We start from the raw sequence: 17,353 nt of genomic DNA on the forward strand, positions 1-17,353 counted from the left end.
CTCAGCTCCTCAGCAAGGCGTTGAAGGGCTCAATGTCCACTTTTTCGCCCACCGCCACGGAGCCGCGCTCGCGCTCCAGTACGATAAAACAGTTCCCCTGGCTGAACGAACTGAACACGTGTGACCCTTGATGGCCGGTGGTGCTCACTTCCAGCTCGCCCCGGGCGTTGCTGCTAAATACGCCGCGCTGAAAATCAAGGCGCCCCGGCGCTTTCTTCAAGGGGGTCAGGGCCCGAGCCTGCAAACGCGGTGGCAAATGCCAATCGCTGTGGCCCGCCAGTTTCGCCAACAGCGGCTGCACCAGTTGGTAGAAGGTCAGCGCAGCGGAAACCGGGTTGCCCGGCAGGCCGCAGAACCAGGCCTGTTTGAGCTTGCCGAAGGCAAAGGGTTTGCCGGGCTTGATCGCCAGCTTCCAGAAGCCGACTTCGCCCAGCTCATCGAGCATCTGCTTGGTGTAGTCGGCTTCACCGACCGAGACGCCGCCGCTGCTGATCACCACATCGGCCTGGCGATCCGCCTGCTCGAAAGCGGCGCGCAGCGCGTTTTGATCATCACGGATAATGCCCAAATCCAGCGTTTCGCACCCTAATTGTTCCAGCATCAGGCGCACGGAAAAGCGGTTGGTATCATAAATTTGACCCGCCTGCAGCGGCTGCCCGACCGGCTGTAACTCGTCGCCGGTGGAGAACACCGCTACCTTCAGCTTACGCACCACCTGCACCTCGGCGACGCCGAGCGAGGCTAACAGCGGCAACTGAGCCGCGCCCAGCCGGATACCCGCAGGTAAAACCCCGGCACCCTGGCGAATATCTTCCCCCGCCAGGCGAATATTTTGCCCGGCTTGCACTTCGGCAGTGAAGCGCACGCCGGCATCGCCGACTTCTGCCTGCTCTTGCATGATCACCGCCTCGGCTCCGGCAGGGATCGGTGCTCCGGTCATGATGCGAATACAGGAATGGGCGGGCCAGTGGCCTTCAAACGGCGCGCCGGCAAAGGCTTTGCCCGCGACCGGCAACGGCGCGTTGGCCTGCAGATCGGCGAGGCGCACGGCATAGCCGTCCATGGCCGAATTGGCGAAGGGCGGCACATCAATCGGCGAAATGACCGGTACGGCGGTAATGCGGCCGGCGGCGGCGGTCAGGGCAATGGATTCGGTCTGCTGAAGAGGGGAGATCTGGCTGAGCATCTTCTCCAGCGCCTGCTCCAGAGAAATAAGATCGGAAGTATGGCAATGATCCATAAGGAACTCCGTAATCAGGGTGCGCGACAAATAGCGGCAAAGTGGGGGTATTATGAAGGATGCTATGCTGAAGTAAACAACGGGAGGCAGTGATGCACAGACAGGTATTAGACTTTTGGTTTGACGAGATTGAACCGGCAATGTGGTTCAAAAAGGACGATGATTTCGATCGCCTGTTGCATACGCGCTTTGGTCAGATCTGGCAGGCCGCCGCCGCCGGCGAGCTGGCGCACTGGCGAGAAACCATCGAGGGGCGGTTGGCCGAGGTGATCGTGCTCGATCAGTTCAGTCGCAACCTGTTCCGCGGCACGCCGCGTTCATTTGCCAGCGACTGCATGGCGTTGGTGCTGGCGCAGGAAGCGGTGCGTAGTGGGCAATGTGAACGACTCACGCCAGAGCAACGGGGCTTTCTCTATTTGCCGTTTATGCATTCGGAGTCGGCGTTGATCCATCAACAGGCTTTGGCACTGTACAGCGAATTGGGCAATGCCGAGCAGTTGGAGTTTGAATTGCGGCACAAAGCCATTATTGACCGTTTTGGCCGTTACCCGCACCGCAATGCGATATTAGGCCGAGTCTCTACCCCGGAGGAGGAAGCATTTCTGCTGTTGCCGGGGTCAGGATTCTAAATATTGATCATCTGCGTTCAGCCGGCGTTAAAACAGCAGGTTGAACGCACATCGGCTGGATATTTAGAGATATCGATTATTTTTTCCGGTAATTACTGTGTGTCCCTCATGGGTTTTTACCAAAAATCCCAACCGTTATTCAAAGCGATTTTGCTACTTCATAACTCTCTGTTTTTATTCCATTAAGCTATTTCAATGTGCGAAATAATCTAAGCGGGCTACGCTAAAAGCTGGGCGAAGACTTTATGCTTTACTTCGATTGCGCGGCTAAATATAGTCGGGAAAAGGCCGAATAATAATTATACCCGTCGCCTTGCCGGCCGCCGCGCTGTGGGCTGCCGCGAGGTGAATCTATTTCCCCTTCAATGAGGGGCGGGATTGGCAGGATTAACACAGGGTGACAGGCAAATGAGCAAACCAGTGATTGCCATTCATGGCGGCGCGGGCGCAATTACTCGTGCGGCGCTGAGTGCTGAAAAGGAACAAGAGTATATTCAGGCGCTGTCCGACATCGTTGTCGCCGGTCAGCAGATCCTGGCCCAGGGTGGCAGCGCCCTGGATGCGGTCACCGAAGCGGTGAGGCTGCTGGAAGAGTGCCCGCTGTTTAACGCCGGTAAAGGTTCGGTATTCACCCATCAGGGCACCCACGAGTTGGACGCCTGCGTGATGGATGGCCGCACCTGTGATGCCGGTGCCGTGGCCTGCGTCAGCCGGATACGCAATCCGGTGCTGGCTGCGCGCGCGGTGCTGGAAAACAGCCAGCATGTGCTGTTCGCCGGTGAGGGGGCAGAAAAATTTGCCGCCGCCCACGGGCTCGAAATGGTCGCTGCCGATTTCTTCTTTACCCAACCACGTTTTGACCAACTGCACCGCGCTCAGGCGGAACTGGGGCGCGTGCTGCTCGATCATGATGGCGCAGCGCAAAGCGCTGAGCCGATCGACCCCGATCGTAAATTCGGTACCGTTGGCGCGGTGGCGCTGGATGCCCTGGGCAACCTGGCGGCCGCAACCTCGACGGGCGGTATGACCAACAAACAGGCCGGCCGGGTGGGGGATACGCCGATCATCGGTGCGGGTTGTTACGCCAACAATGCCACGGTGGCGGTCTCCAGCACCGGTACCGGGGAAACCTTTATGCGCGGCGTGTCGGCTTATGACGTTTCTGCGTTGATGGAGTACGCGGGGCTCAGTCTGCAGCAGGCCACCGACCGGGTAGTGATGGAAAAACTGCTGGCGATGGGCGGCAGCGGCGGCATGATTGCCATCGACAGTCACGGCAACGTGGCGCTGCCTTTCAACAGTGAAGGCATGTACCGCGGTTTCGGTTATGTCGGCGATGCGCCGTCCGTAGGGATTTACCGCTGACCGATCGCCAGGAGGGTGCATGACCGATGCCTTAATGCCGCTTGCGGCCGACGCCGGGCTATTATTGCCGCCGCAGCGCGTGCTGTCGGTGCGCGATCTGAGCGTCCAATTTCAACAACAGGGCGATACCGTAGAAGCGGTGCGCAACCTGTCATTCGATCTCGATCGCGGTGAGACGCTGGCAATCGTCGGTGAATCCGGTTCGGGTAAATCTGTCACCTCTCTGGCATTGATGCGCCTGGTCGAACAGGGCGGTGGCAACATCGTCAGCGGGACGATGCCCTTTCGTCGGCGTAACGGCGAGGTGCTCGATCTGGCCCATGCACGTCAGGGCACTTTACGCACGGTGCGCGGTGCCGATATGGCGATGATCTTTCAGGAACCGATGACCTCGCTTAACCCGGTATTCCCGGTAGGGGAACAGATCGCCGAGTCCCTGCGCCTGCACCAGGCGATGGATCACCGCGCCGCCAGACAAGCTGCCTTGCAGATGCTCGATCTGGTGCGCATTCCCGAGGCCAAAGACGTACTTAACCGTTATCCCCATCAGCTCTCCGGCGGCATGCGCCAGCGGGTGATGATCGCCATGGCGCTGTCCTGCAAGCCTGCCTTATTGATTGCCGATGAACCTACCACCGCGCTGGACGTCACCATTCAGGCGCAAATCCTGCAGCTTATCCGCGTACTGCAGCAGGAAATGCAGATGGGGGTGATTTTTATTACCCACGATATGGGCGTAGTGGCGGAGATAGCCGATCGGGTACTGGTCATGCGTCAGGGGGAACAGGTGGAGCAGGGGTCGGTGCGCGAACTGTTTGCCGCGCCGCAGCAGCCCTACACCCAAGCGCTGCTGGCGGCGGTGCCCAGACTGGGATCAATGGCGGAGTTGGACTTCCCGGCGAAATTCCCGTTGCCGAACGGCGCAGACAATGGCGGGCCACAGGATACCGTACCGCCACGGTCGACGCCGATCCTGCGGGTAGAAAATCTGGTTACGCGCTTTGACCTACGCAGCGGTATTTTAAATCGCGTCACCCGGCGAGTGCATGCGGTGGAAAACGTCAGTTTTGATCTCTACCCCGGCGAAACGCTGGGGCTGGTGGGAGAGTCCGGCTGCGGCAAATCCACTACCGGCCGCTCGTTGTTGAAGCTGGTGGACAGCCAGCGCGGCACCATTACCTTTGACGGTCGTCAGATCAATCAGTTGAAAGGCCCGGCGCTGCAGCACCTGCGGCGGGACATTCAGTTTATCTTCCAGGATCCTTACGCCTCGCTCGATCCGCGTCTTACCGTCGGGTTCTCGATCATGGAACCGCTGCTGGTACATAACGTGGCGCGTGGCAAGGCGGCACAAGAGCGCGTGGCTTGGCTGCTGGAACGCGTCGGGCTTAAACCGGAGCATGCGCGTCGTTATCCGCATGAGTTTTCCGGCGGCCAGCGGCAGCGCATCTGCATTGCGCGCGCGTTGGCGCTTAATCCCAAAGTGGTGATCGCTGACGAATCGGTGTCGGCGCTCGACGTGTCGATTCAGGCGCAAATCGTCAATTTGCTGCTCGATCTGCAGCGTGAGTTCGGCATCGCCTTTTTGTTTATCTCGCACGATATGGCGGTAGTAGAGCGCATCAGTCATCGCGTTGCGGTGATGTATCTCGGGCAGATTGTCGAGATTGGCCCACGTCGGGCGGTGTTTGAGAACCCGCAGCACGCTTACACCCGCAAGCTGATGGCGGCGGTGCCGGTGGCCGATCCTAACCATGCTTATAAACGCCAGCCGCTGCTGGTTGATGAAATCCCCAGCCCGATCCGCGCGCTGGGGGATGAACCCGTTACCGCACCGCTAGTGCAGGTTGGACCGGGGCATTTTGTCGCCCGCCATCCGATCGCCGGTGCCTTTTAGTGACCTCAGGAGAGACAAGCACCATGAAGCACTCATTCAAACGTAAGGCATTAGCGGGCGCCGTGCTGCTGGCGGCCGCGGTCGCCGGCCCAGCCTGGGCTGCGAAAGATGCGGTGATCGCCGTCGCGTCCAATTTCACCACGCTTGATCCTTATGATGCCAACGACACGCTGTCGCAGGCGGTAGCCAAATCCTTCTATCAGGGCCTGTTCGGTTTCGATAAAGACATGAAGCTGGTGAACGTGCTGGCGGACAGCTACGAGGTGAGCAAAGACGGCCTGACTTACACCCTCAAGCTGCATCCGGGGGTGAAATTCCATGACGGCACCGAGTTTAACGCCGAAGCGGTGAAGGTGAACCTTGATCGCGCCAGCAACCCGGACAACCACCTCAAGCGCTACAACCTGTTCAAAATGATCGACAAAACCGAAGTGGTGGACGCCAATACGGTGAAGATCGTGCTGAAAGCGCCATTCTCGGCCTTTATCAACAACCTGGCACACCCGGCGGCGGTGATCATTTCGCCGGCCGCGCTGAAGCAGTACGGCAAAGAGATTGGCTTCCACCCGGTGGGCACCGGTCCTTATCAGTTCGTGACCTGGAACCAGACCGACTTCGTCAAGGTGAAAAAGTTTGACGGTTACTGGAAATCGGGGCTGCCGAAGCTCGACAGCATTACCTGGCGGCCGGTTGTGGATAACAATACCCGCGCCGCCATGCTGCAGACCGGTGAAGCGACCTTTGCCTTCCCGATCCCGTATGAGCAGGCCAAGGTGCTGGAAGGCAATGCCAAGCTCGATTTGGTGGCCGCGCCGTCGATCCTGCAGCGTTATATCAGCCTGAACGTGACTCAAAAGCCATTCGATAACCTGAAAGTGCGTCAGGCGTTGAACTACGCCATCAACAAAGATGCGCTGATCAAGGTCGCGTTCTCCGGCTACGCCGTTCCGGCGGAAGGCCCGGTGCCGCCGGCGATCGATTTTGCCACCCGTTACCAGCCGTGGCCTTATGATCCGGCCAAGGCGCGCGAACTGCTGAAAGAGGCCGGTTATCCTAACGGTTTCACCACCACCCTGTGGTCGTCCCATAACCACAGCACCGCGCAGAAAGTGCTGCAGTTTGCCCAGCAGCAGCTGGCGCAGGTGGGCGTGAAAGTGACGGTGACGGCGATGGATGCCGGTCAGCGCGCGGCCCAGGTGGAAAGCGTTGGGGTGAAAGACACCGGCGTACGTATGTTCTATACCGGCTGGTCAGCATCAACCGGTGAAGCGGACTGGGCCTTGTCACCGCTGTTCTCAACCCAGGCTGCGCCGCCGAAGCAGTTCAATACCGCGTTCTACAGTAATCCGCAGGTGGATCAGGATCTGACCGGCGCGCTGGCGACCACTGACCGCGCCGAGAAGCAGAAACTGTACAAGGACGCGCAGGATCGTATCTGGGCAGATGCGCCGTGGATCTTCCTGGCCACCGAGCGCTTGCTGTCGGCTAACAATAAACAGCTGAGCGGCTTTTACGTGATGCCGGATACCTCGTTCAACTTTGATAATGCCGATCTTAAATAAGGCACCGATCCCCGCTCTCCTGGAGGGCGGGGTGAAGGGACGCACCCAAGATGCTTAATTATTTTCTTAAACGACTGCTGGGCCTGATCCCGACGCTGCTGATTGTCGCGGTGTTGGTGTTTTTGTTCGTCCATATGCTGCCTGGCGATCCGGCGCGGCTGGCGGCAGGGCCGGAGGCCGACGAAGCGGTAGTGCAACTGGTGCGTAAGGATCTGGGGCTGGACAAGCCGCTGCCGCAGCAGTTTGTGCACTTTTTTGTCAATGCGCTGCAGGGGGATTTCGGTACCTCGATGGTTTCCAAGCGTCCGGTGAGCGAAGAGATCGGCTCGCGCTTTCTACCGACCCTGTGGCTGACCCTGAGCAGCATGCTGTGGGCGGTGATTTTCGGTATGGGCATCGGCATGGTGTCTGCCGTGTGGCGTAACCGCTGGCCCGATCGTCTCGGCATGACCCTGGCGGTCTCCGGGATTTCGTTCCCCGCTTTTGCGCTGGGTATGCTGCTGATGCAGGTGTTTTCCGTCAATCTCGGTTGGTTGCCGACGGTGGGCGCCGACAGTTGGCGGCACTATATTTTGCCTTCCATCACCCTTGGGGCTGCGGTTGCGGCGGTGATGGCGCGTTTTACCCGCGCTTCGTTTGTTGAGGTGCTGCAGGAAGACTACATGCGTACCGCGCGCGCCAAAGGCGTACGTGAAACCATGGTGGTGGTGAAACACGGGCTGCGCAACGCGATGATCCCGGTCGTCACCATGATGGGATTGCAGTTTGGCTTCCTGCTCGGCGGCTCGATCGTGGTGGAGAAGGTCTTCAACTGGCCGGGGTTGGGCAGGTTGCTGGTCGATTCGGTGGAGATGCGCGATTATCCGGTGATCCAGGCCGAAGTCTTGCTGTTCTCTCTGGAGTTTATTCTGATTAACCTGTTGGTGGACCTGCTGTATGCGGCAATTAACCCGGCAATACGATACAAATGAGGGCGCTGCATGATTAAGCATTGGCGACGCGACGCCGCACTGAAGGCGATGCCGACAATTGACCCTAACGCGGTGCGAACGCCGTGGCATGAATTCTGGCGGCGATTCCGTCAGCAACGCGTGGCGCTGGTCGCTGCGCTATTGGTGCTGCTGTTGGTGGTTGCTGCGCTGCTGGCACCCTATCTGGTTCCCTTTGACGCGGAAAATTACTTTGATTACGACCGCCTGAACGAAGGCCCGTCCCTGATGCATTTGCTGGGTGTGGATTCGCTGGGGCGAGACATCTTCAGTCGCATTCTGATGGGGACCCGCATTTCGCTGGCCGCCGGGGTGTTCTCGGTGCTGGTGGGCGGGCTGATCGGTACGCTGCTGGGGCTGCTGGCGGGCTATTACGAAGGCTGGTGGGATCGCATTACCATGCGTATCTGCGATGTGCTGTTCGCCTTTCCCGGCATCTTGCTGGCGATCGGCGTGGTGGCGATTATGGGCAGCGGCATGGCCAACGTGATTATCGCCGTGGCTATTTTCAGCATTCCGGCATTTGCCCGGTTGGTGCGGGGCAACACCCTGGTGTTGAAGCATCTGACCTACATCGAGTCGGCACGCAGCATTGGCGCGTCAGACTGGACCATCATCATGCGGCATATTCTGCCGGGGACAATTTCGTCGATTGTGGTGTATTTTACCCTGCGCATCGGCACTTCAATCATCACCGCCGCCAGCCTGTCGTTCCTCGGGCTGGGTGCCCAGCCGCCAACGCCGGAATGGGGCGCAATGCTCAACGAGGCGCGGGCGGATATGGTGATTGCACCGCACGTGGCGATTTTCCCCAGCCTGGCGATATTTATCACCGTGCTGGCGTTTAACCTGCTGGGGGATGGCTTGCGCGATGCGTTGGATCCGAAGTTGAAGGGATAACCGTTTTTTAGTCCAAAGGAGCTGGCTATGAGCAATATGAGTAAAAAGGGAATTAAAACAGGCGTGCTGATTTACATCATCACCTATCTGGGGGGGCTCAGCCTGGTACGCAATTCGTCGCTTCTGGTAGCCTACCCCGATATCAGCTATGTGGATGTGGTTGTTGGTTTACTGGTGTATTTTGGTATCTGGAAGGTCTGTAACCTGATGCAAGCTTTTTACCGCTGGTATAACGGCATCGAAAATATTTCATGATTTTTAGCACGAGAGAAGGCTAACGTACCGGATAAGATTCATTTACCTCAAGGTTAATACGCTAAGTTTTTAGTTTTTTAATTAAAGAGAATGTTTTAGTATTGTCGGTAATTAACCGAGGGATACATGATTAATCTATTGCTCTCGTCACATTTTTAATAATTAAAGTTTGCGCTTCACTCTCATGGTTATATTATCGCCATGGTTGCCCGGTGTGTGTTTGTGAGGATTTAATAACTTTAGTTCATGGAGTGAATAATATGGCTATTCGTGAGTTAACATCGCATGATCTTGATTTAATTTCTGGCGGTAACGCTGACTCCGGTTATGAAGGACGGGGAGATGGCCGTGGTCACTATGGTGGAGCACCTAATACCTGTGCGAACCAAGTGGGGGGTAAAATCATTCTGGGTGCAATAAGCGGAGCGATACGAAGGCCAGGTCATCCCGCCTTAATGGTGGTCGGTGCTATTCTGGGGGGAATGAATGCGGCGATATCCTGTACGGATAATAACCAACAAAGAGGGGTGCGACAGGATGCCCTGGGGGGAAATAATAGCCCTAACAGTGTGAATGGTCAGTGCCGTTGGTAATATCTCCCGCATCAATGGAATATCAAATGAAAGACGTTATATATGTCGCTTTATGGATATGGATATCATTTGATTTAATTCAATACTCTTCACTGGCCCTTATGAAGCCTCATAATAGCTATGTGGATATTGCCGTGGCGGTTTTCGCCTTTTTTGGCGTAAAGGCGGTAATGACTTCAGTTGAGAATTTTTATTATTGGTTTAATGGCCGGGAATAAGCAGTCGCCGTAATAAGTGCTTGCGATAGCGATTATCGCAAGCACCGTTACGGTTTTATGTTCAGCGGAACAGATGTTCGGCGTGGAAGCGCAGGTGGTCTTCGATAAAGCTGGCGATGGTGAAGTAGCTGTGATCGTAGCCCGGCTGAATGCGCAGGATCAGCGGCCAGTCGCGCTGGCGTGCCAGCTCGGCCAGTTTTGCCGGCTGCAGTTGATCCGCCAGGAACTGATCGTCGTCACCTTGATCCACCAATACCGGCATTTTTTCCGCGCCGTTGGCCAGCAGGTGGCAGCTGTCATACTGCAGCCACTGGCTTTCGTCGTCGCCCAAATAGGCGGCAAAGGCTTTACGTCCCCAGGGCACCTGACAGGGATTGACGATCGGTGCGAACGCCGATACCGACCGGAAGCGCTGCGGATTGCGGAACGCCATCATCAGTGCGCCGTGGCCGCCCATGGAATGGCCGAAAATCGACTGGCGATCGCTGACGCTGAAATGCTGGTTAATCAATGCCGGCAGCTCATCGCTGATGTAGTCGTACATGCGAAAATGCTTGTCCCACGGTGCTTGGGTGGCATTCAGATAGAAGCCTGCACCCTGGCCCAAATCGTAGCCTTCATCATTTGGCACGTCGTCGCCGCGCGGGCTGGTGTCGGCCATCACCAATACCAGCCCCAGCTCGGCGGCGATACGCTGCGCACCGGCCTTCAGCGTGAAGTTTTCGTCATTGCAGGTCAGCCCCGACAGCCAGTACAGCACCGGCGGCGGGTTATCATCGCGCGGTGGCGGCAGATAGATGCTGAAAGTCATGTTGCAATTCAGGCTCTGCGCCGCATGGCGGTAACGCTGTTGCCAGCCGCCAAACATGCGGTGCTCTTCGAGAAGTTCTAATGACAAGGTCATCTCTGCCTCCTGGCTTATTTTTTGTCGAAGTGAATAACGGAACGAATGGATTTGCCTTCATGCATCAAATCGAACGCCTCGTTAATCTGCTCCAGGCCCATGGTGTGGGTAATAAAGTCATTCAGCGCGAATTCGCCGTTCATATAACGATCGACGATGCCCGGCAGTTGCGAACGGCCTTTCACCCCACCAAAGGCAGAACCGCGCCAGACGCGACCGGTCACCAGTTGGAACGGACGGGTAGAGATTTCCTGACCCGCGCCGGCGACGCCGATAATCACGGATTCGCCCCAGCCTTTATGGCAGCATTCCAGCGCTGAACGCATTACGTTGACGTTGCCGATACATTCGAAGGAGAAATCAACGCCGCCGTCGGTCAGTTCAACGATCACGTCCTGAATCGGCTTATCGTAGTCTTTCGGGTTGATCAGATCGGTAGCGCCCAGTTTGCGTGCCAAATCGAACTTGCTGGTGTTGATATCGATGCCGATGATGCGACCTGCACCGGCCATCTGTGCGCCGATAATGGCCGACAGGCCGATGCCGCCAAGGCCGAAGATGGCAACGGTATCGCCTTTTTGCACTTTGGCGGTGTTGATAACCGCACCCATGCCGGTGGTGACGCCGCAGCCGAGCAGGCAGACTTCTTCCAGCGGTGCTTCTTTACTGATTTTGGCCAGTGAGATTTCCGGTACCACGGTGTATTCGGAGAAGGTTGAAGTGCCCATGTAGTGGAAAATAGGCTTGCCGTCTTTAAAGAAGCGGGTGGTGCCGTCCGGCATCAGGCCCTTGCCCTGGGTGGCGCGGATCGCCTGGCACAGGTTGGTTTTGCCGGATTTACAGAATTTGCACTCGCCGCATTCCGGGGTGTACAGCGGGATCACGTGATCGCCAATCGCCACGCTGGTCACGCCTTCGCCGATGGCTTCCACCACGCCGCCACCTTCATGGCCGAGGATTGCCGGGAATACGCCTTCGGGATCGGCGCCGGACAGGGTGTAGGCGTCGGTGTGGCAGACACCGGTGGCGACGATCCGCACCAGCACTTCGCCTTTTTGCGGTGGCATCAGATCGACTTCTTCGATCTTCAGCGGCTGGTTCGGTCCCCAGGCAACGGCGGCACGGGTTTTGATCATTTCCATCATAGTCTCCAGTGGTCTATTTTTTAAATCAGGCTATGTCGATAGCATCGGGTAAGTCATGGGCAGTATTTTCAACCGTGACGGTTTCTGCCTGTTCAATAATTAATTCTTTCAGGGCGCGTACATTCGGGCCAAAGGCGTCGCGTCGCCACAGTAGCCAGGTGGCTGTCTGGGCAATGTCGTCCGGCAGGGTGTGTACTTTCACACGTTCATGGCCCGGCAGCAGGCTAAGTACCGAATGCGGGATCATCGCCAGCCCGGCACCGCTGGCGACGCAGGCCAGCATGGCGTGGTAGGACTGGATCTCCATAATCTGCCCCGGTAGCGCGCCTTCGCGCTTGAACCAGGACTCCAGTCGCAGACGGTAAGAGCAGCTTGCGCGGAAGGCAAACAGGGTTTCGCCCTTGGCATCTTTGGCGTTATGGATTGGCAGGTGGTCGAGACAGGAAATCACCACCATGTGTTCGGGGAAGGCAATACAGCCATTGAGTTCGTCATACTGCACCGGCCCGTCGACCAGCGCGGCCGCCAGCGTACCGGCGCGGACTCGCTCGGTGATCTCGCCGGAGGTGCCGGTGGTCAGCGACAGCGACACCTGCGAGAAGCGCTGATGATACGCCGCCAACAGGGTGGGCAACCGGGTCGCGGCGGTGCTTTCCATCGAGCCGATGGCGAAGTTCCCCGCCGGCTCACCGGCATGGGTGATGCTCATGGCTTCTTCGCTTAGCGCCAGGATACGGTTGGCATAACAGAGAAAGTTATGGCCCATCGGTGACAGGCGTAGTCGCTGTTTTTCACGGATAAACAGATCGGTGCCCAGTTCCTGTTCGAGCTGACGCAGGCGTGTGGTCAGGTTCGAGGGGACGCGGTGCAATTGCTCTGCGGCACGGGCGACGGAGCCGGTTTCGGCGACGCTGCAAAACATGCGGAGCTGGGTCAGATCCATTATCTTCTCTTTTCGTGATGAACTTGATGAGTATTATTCAGTTTTTGTGAGTGTAATACTGCTGCATGATACTGGCAACTTTCTTTTAACAGTATGGATAACTCTACATGGCCTTAAGAATTGCCCTGAGCGGTTTTATCGCGTTGATCGTTGCCATGGGGATTGGGCGTTTCGCCTTTACTCCGCAGGTGCCGCTGATGATAGCCGAGCACCAGTTCACCCTGACCGGCGCCGGGCTGGTGGCCGCCATTAACTATCTGGGCTATCTGTGCGGCGCTTATGACGCCATGCGCGCCAGCCGACACGTGGAACGTCGGCTGTGGTTGGGCGTGTGGGGGGCGGTGATCTTGACGCTGCTTTCCGCCTGGGTGCAGGGGGAGTGGTGGCACGGTGCGGTGCGTTTCTTCATTGGGTGGGCCAGCGGCTGGTCGATGGTGCTGGTGGCGGCCTGGACCAACGAGCGGTTGGCGCACTATGGCCGACCGGCGCTCAGCGCGGCGGTATTTGCCGGCCCTGGGGCCGGGATTTTTATCAGCGGCATGCTGGCGGTGGGGATCCACAGCCTGGCGTTGACCGCGTCACAGGCCTGGCAGGTCTACGGTGTACTGGCGCTGGTATTGATTGGCGCGATCAGCATTAATCTGCCCAAGGCCGGCGAATTGCATCGTCCTGACGTGGCACCTGAGCCGCTGCTGCTGACCCCGGCGCTGAAGCGCCTGGTGTGGAGCTATAGCCTGGCGGGTTTTGGCTATATCCTGCCGGCGACTTTTCTGTCGCAAATGGCCGCTGCGCGTTTTCCCGGCAGCCTGTTCGCACAATTTGTCTGGCCGATCTTCGGCGGTGCGGCGGTGTTGGGGATTGCTATCGGCATTATGACCCGTCACCGTCTGACCACTCAAACTCGCCTGGCGATAACCTTGTGGGTACAGGCATTGGGGGTGTTAAGCGCGGAAATCGTGCCGGGGGTTGCCGGGTTGGCACTGGGCGCGTTGCTGACCGGTGGCGGCTTCCTCAGCGTGGTGCAGCTGTCGATCCAGCATGGCCGTGAGTTGGCACCCAACCATGCCCGTTATATGGCGGGACTGCTGACCACCGGTTATGCGATTGGTCAACTGGTCGGCCCGACTCTGTCGGCGTTGTCAACCGCATTGACCCACAGGCTGGAACCGGCATTGTATGTGGCCGTGGCGGCGCTGATTGTGGCCGGTCTGCTGGTGGTCAATACGTCGGCCCGCGAACTGGCGCGAAAACCGATGGCGCAGTGATTAAATTCCGTACAAAAAACGTGGAATAGCCGCAGCCGGCCTGATTGTGCTAAATGCGAATATTTCACCTGCGGATGAAACACAATCACTGGATAATCCCCTCGCTCTCATCTAGAGTGGGGGCAAAATCTTGACTGGGTTCACGTTATTAACTGCGGAAACTTCTGTCGTCAGGAGAGTATGCAATTCATCCCTCTGCTCGGTAAAACAGCCGGATGGGTGAGTTCAAGTCCGTTGGAGAGAAGAAATGACATCATCATTAAGTAAAGAAGCTGCACTGGTTCACGCAGCGCTCGAAGAGCGCGGTCTGGAAACTCCGTTACGCGGCGAAGTGCTGGATCGCGAGACGCGTAAACGTCGTATTAAAGAGCACATGACCGAAATCATGCAGCTGCTTAATCTCGATCTGTCCGACGACAGCCTGGCGGAAACCCCGCACCGCATCGCCAAAATGTATGTCGATGAGATTTTCTCCGGCCTGGACTACGCCAACTTCCCGAAAATCACCGTCATTGAAAACAAGATGAAGGTGGATGAAATGGTGACGGTGCGTGATATCACGCTGACCAGTACCTGCGAACACCATTTCGTCACCATCGATGGCAAGGCGACCGTTGCCTACATTCCTAAGGATGCGGTGATTGGCCTGTCGAAAATCAACCGTATCGTGCAGTTCTTCTCCCAGCGCCCACAGGTGCAGGAGCGCTTAACTCAGCAGATCCTGGTGGCATTGCAAACCCTGCTGGGCACCAATAATGTGGCGGTATCGATAGATGCGGTCCATTATTGTGTGAAGGCGCGCGGTATCCGTGACGCGACCAGCGCCACCACCACGACCTCTCTGGGCGGGCTGTTCAAGTCCAGCCAGAACACCCGCCAGGAGTTCCTGCGTGCGGTGCGCCATCACCAGTCGTGATGGATTGACACAGTGGTAACAGGCGCCTGCGGGCGCCTTTTTAATGAGCGGAATACAGCGATAAAATAATGAACACTAGCTCAACGGCTCCTTTGCCGCGCATCGCCACGCTGGACTGCGTGCGCGGTATCGCCATCCTTGGCATTTTGCTGCTGAATATCAGCGCCTTTGGCCTGCCGAAGGCGGCCTACCTCAACCCGGCCTATCTGGGCCTGCCCTCAACGCGTGATGCCTGGACCTGGGCGCTGCTGGACATTTTCGCGCAGGCCAAATTCCTGGCAATGTTCGCCCTGTTGTTTGGCGCCGGGCTGCAGATGCTGCTGCGCCGCGGCAAAGGCTGGATACGCGCACGGCTGTCGTGGCTGGTGCTGTTTGGCCTGGGGCATGCCATTTTCCTTTGGGACGGTGACATCCTGCTGGCCTACGGGCTGATTGGACTGGTGTGCTGGCGGATGATCCGCGAGGCGAAAGAAACTTATCAACTATTGAAAACCGGCGTGGTGCTGTACCTGATTGGCGTCGGGGTGTTGTTGCTGTTGGGCTTCATTTCACACGGTGAGCCCGGCGGTTTCTGGCAACCCGGCGTAGCAGAGCTGCAGTATGAGAAGTTTTGGAAGCTGGAGGGTGGTATGGAAGCCTGGCGCAGCCGCACCGATCTTCTCTCCTCCAGCCTGCTGGCGATTGGCGCGCAATACGGTTGGGAACTGGCGGGGCTGATGCTGTTCGGCGCCGGTTTGATGCGCAGCGGCTGGCTGCGCGGTACTTATTCGCCGAGCTACTACCGCCGTCAGGCGGCATGGTTGATACCGCTTTCATTGCTGATCCAACTGCCGGCCGTGGCGTTGCAGTGGCATCTGCACTGGGATTACCGTTGGAGCGGTTTTCTCTTGCAGGTGCCGCGTGAGCTTGGCGCGCCGCTGCAGGCGATGGGCTATCTGGCGCTGTGCTACGGTTTTTGGCCGACGCTGTCGCGTTTGCGCATTGGGCACTGGTTGACGCAGGTCGGGCGCATGGCGCTGAGCAATTACCTGCTGCAAACGCTGATCTGCACCACGCTGTTCTACCACTTCGGCCTGTATCAACAGTTTGACCGCCTGCAGCTGTTGGCCTTCGTTCCGCTGGTCTGGCTGGCTAACCTGTTGTTTTCAAACCTGTGGCTGCGCTATTTCGAGCAGGGGCCGGTGGAGTGGCTGTGGCGCAAACTTACCGCCCTGGCTACCGGCAAGGCGGAGCCCAAGGCGGTGAATTGAGATCTGGCGCAGGTAGGTTAAAAAAATGTATGTAAACGTTTTCTTTCCTGTGACGTAATTCACGCAGGGGAGGATGACAAACGGGGTAGGATAGCGCCACTGTCAACTACCCCGACCTCAGGATCCTTCATGACCTCTGTTCACCCAACCACCATTCGCGACGTGGCGAAGCGTGCGGGCGTGTCTGTGGCGACCGTCTCTCGCGTGCTGAACCACAGCGCCCTGACCAGCAAAGAGACGCGCGAGCAGGTGTTGAAGGCGGTAGCTGAACTGGGCTATCGGCCCAATGCCAATGCGCAAGCCCTGGCTACCCAGAGCAGCGATACCCTTGGGGTGGTGGTGATGGACGTCTCCGATCCCTTCTTCGGCGCGCTGGTGAAAGCGGTAGACACCGTGGCGCAGCAGCACCACAAATACCTGTTGATCGGTAACAGCTATCACCAGGCGGATAAAGAGCGCCACGCCATCGAGGTACTGATCCGCCAGCGCTGCAACGCCTTGATTGTTCATGCCAAAACTCTATGTGATGCCGAGCTGATCGCCTTTCTCGATCAGGTGCCGGGTATGGTGCTGATCAACAGAATCATACCCGGCTATGAACATCGCTGCGTCGGACTCGATAACGTCAGCGGCGCACAGATGGCGATGCGTTTGCTGCTGTCGCAGGGCCACCAGCGTATTGGCTATCTGGGCTCGAACCATCCAATCGAAGACGGGCCGCTGCGCCAGCAAGGCTATACGCAGGCGATGGCGGCGGCCGGGCTGGCAACGCCCGACAGCTGGCGCGCCTACGGTTCGCCGGACTTGCAGGGCGGGGAAGAAGCGATGATCGAACTGCTTGGCCGCAACCTGCATCTTAGTGCGGTATTCGCCTACAACGACGCCATGGCCGCCGGGGCGATGGCGGTGCTGAAAGAAAACGGTATCACAATACCGCAAAACTTCTCGCTGGTGGGGTTCGACGACATCCCCATCGCCCGCTACACCAGTCCCAAGCTCACCACGGTGCGTTATCCGATTGTCACCATGGCGACGCTGGCCACCGAACTGGCCTTGCAGGGCGCAGCAGGCAAGCTGGAGCCGCAGGCCCGCCATTTGTTTATGCCGACCCTGGTCCGACGCCATTCTGTGGCCCCTTGGCAAAGTGAGGCGGCGGTCACTCTCTGAACATTTAATCTTGTGTAACCGTTTTCAATCTGTGAGAAAATTCACAGATTATTAACATCACGCCGTCTATGCTCTAGGCGTTTTCCAGCGTAAAGGCACTTGCCGCTGCTGTTTT

The 17,353-nt window shown here is 57.8% G+C and carries 16 protein-coding genes; 12 read left to right on the top strand and 4 right to left on the bottom strand.

Annotation, left to right across the window (positions count from 1 at the left end; translation table 11 throughout):
• Position 1: 1 nt before the first annotated feature.
• The gene (gene moeA / locus LQ945_RS21135) at positions 2-1,240 is read right to left on the bottom strand and encodes a molybdopterin molybdotransferase MoeA (RefSeq protein WP_270101660.1); all 1,239 of its coding nucleotides are present in this window, start codon (positions 1,238-1,240) and stop codon (positions 2-4) included.
• A gap of 92 nt (positions 1,241-1,332) precedes the next feature.
• Between moeA and LQ945_RS21140 the strand changes: the two genes are divergently transcribed.
• From LQ945_RS21140 to LQ945_RS21175, 8 genes are all read left to right on the top strand, one after another.
• The gene (locus LQ945_RS21140; RefSeq protein WP_270101661.1) at positions 1,333-1,869 is read left to right on the top strand and encodes a DUF924 family protein; all 537 of its coding nucleotides are present in this window, start codon (positions 1,333-1,335) and stop codon (positions 1,867-1,869) included.
• 408 nt (positions 1,870-2,277) lie between these two features.
• The gene (locus tag LQ945_RS21145; RefSeq protein WP_270101662.1) at positions 2,278-3,234 is read left to right on the top strand and encodes an isoaspartyl peptidase/L-asparaginase family protein; all 957 of its coding nucleotides are present in this window, start codon (positions 2,278-2,280) and stop codon (positions 3,232-3,234) included.
• Positions 3,235-3,253: 19 nt separating this feature from the next.
• Positions 3,254-5,131 carry a dipeptide ABC transporter ATP-binding protein gene (locus tag LQ945_RS21150; RefSeq protein ID WP_270101663.1) on the top strand — a complete coding sequence of 626 codons (1,878 nt, stop codon included), beginning with the start codon at positions 3,254-3,256 and terminating at the stop codon, positions 5,129-5,131.
• Positions 5,132-5,154: 23 nt separating this feature from the next.
• Complete coding sequence (gene gsiB / locus LQ945_RS21155) at positions 5,155-6,693, top strand: glutathione ABC transporter substrate-binding protein GsiB (RefSeq protein WP_182821073.1); 1,539 nt, start codon at positions 5,155-5,157, stop codon at positions 6,691-6,693.
• Positions 6,694-6,743: 50 nt separating this feature from the next.
• The gene (gene gsiC, locus LQ945_RS21160; protein ID WP_262240219.1) at positions 6,744-7,664 is read left to right on the top strand and encodes a glutathione ABC transporter permease GsiC; all 921 of its coding nucleotides are present in this window, start codon (positions 6,744-6,746) and stop codon (positions 7,662-7,664) included.
• 9 nt (positions 7,665-7,673) lie between these two features.
• Entirely contained in the window at positions 7,674-8,582 is a 909-nt protein-coding gene (gene gsiD, locus LQ945_RS21165; RefSeq protein WP_270101664.1) for a glutathione ABC transporter permease GsiD, read from the top strand.
• Positions 8,583-8,609: 27 nt separating this feature from the next.
• On the top strand, positions 8,610-8,837 hold the full coding sequence (locus LQ945_RS21170) for a hypothetical protein (RefSeq protein ID WP_044549302.1): 228 nt from the start codon (positions 8,610-8,612) through the stop codon (positions 8,835-8,837).
• 619 nt (positions 8,838-9,456) lie between these two features.
• A complete protein-coding gene (locus tag LQ945_RS21175) occupies positions 9,457-9,648 on the top strand; it encodes a hypothetical protein (protein WP_044549305.1) in 192 nt (63 codons plus the stop codon).
• Positions 9,649-9,709: 61 nt separating this feature from the next.
• Here LQ945_RS21175 and fghA read toward each other — a convergent pair whose 3' ends face one another.
• From fghA to ptrR, 3 genes are read right to left on the bottom strand one after another with little or no spacing between them, the layout of a single operon-like run.
• Positions 9,710-10,552: an S-formylglutathione hydrolase gene (fghA, locus tag LQ945_RS21180; protein WP_044549306.1), complete on the bottom strand. Its 843-nt coding sequence runs from the start codon at positions 10,550-10,552 to the stop codon at positions 9,710-9,712.
• 14 nt (positions 10,553-10,566) lie between these two features.
• Complete coding sequence (locus LQ945_RS21185; RefSeq protein WP_270103014.1) at positions 10,567-11,694, bottom strand: S-(hydroxymethyl)glutathione dehydrogenase/class III alcohol dehydrogenase; 1,128 nt, start codon at positions 11,692-11,694, stop codon at positions 10,567-10,569.
• Positions 11,695-11,722: 28 nt separating this feature from the next.
• A complete protein-coding gene (gene ptrR / locus LQ945_RS21190) occupies positions 11,723-12,640 on the bottom strand; it encodes a putrescine utilization regulator PtrR (RefSeq protein WP_044549310.1) in 918 nt (305 codons plus the stop codon).
• Positions 12,641-12,747: 107 nt separating this feature from the next.
• Here ptrR and LQ945_RS21195 point away from each other — a divergent pair, with 107 nt between their 5' ends.
• The 4 genes from LQ945_RS21195 to galS all read left to right on the top strand — a co-directional run bounded on the left by LQ945_RS21195 (position 12,748) and on the right by galS (position 17,238).
• Positions 12,748-13,905, top strand: a complete 1,158-nt coding sequence (locus LQ945_RS21195) for a YbfB/YjiJ family MFS transporter (RefSeq protein ID WP_270101665.1) — start codon at positions 12,748-12,750, stop codon at positions 13,903-13,905.
• A 247-nt stretch (positions 13,906-14,152) separates the two neighbouring features.
• Positions 14,153-14,821, top strand: a complete 669-nt coding sequence (folE, locus tag LQ945_RS21200) for a GTP cyclohydrolase I FolE (protein ID WP_041414357.1) — start codon at positions 14,153-14,155, stop codon at positions 14,819-14,821.
• 68 nt (positions 14,822-14,889) lie between these two features.
• The gene (gene yeiB / locus LQ945_RS21205) at positions 14,890-16,071 is read left to right on the top strand and encodes a DUF418 domain-containing protein YeiB (RefSeq protein WP_270101666.1); all 1,182 of its coding nucleotides are present in this window, start codon (positions 14,890-14,892) and stop codon (positions 16,069-16,071) included.
• 129 nt (positions 16,072-16,200) lie between these two features.
• Positions 16,201-17,238 carry an HTH-type transcriptional regulator GalS gene (gene galS / locus LQ945_RS21210; protein ID WP_262240215.1) on the top strand — a complete coding sequence of 346 codons (1,038 nt, stop codon included), beginning with the start codon at positions 16,201-16,203 and terminating at the stop codon, positions 17,236-17,238.
• Positions 17,239-17,353 lie beyond the last annotated feature (115 nt).

The sequence above is a fragment of the Serratia liquefaciens genome, assembly GCF_027594825.1.
Lineage (GTDB): Bacteria > Pseudomonadota > Gammaproteobacteria > Enterobacterales > Enterobacteriaceae > Serratia > Serratia liquefaciens_A.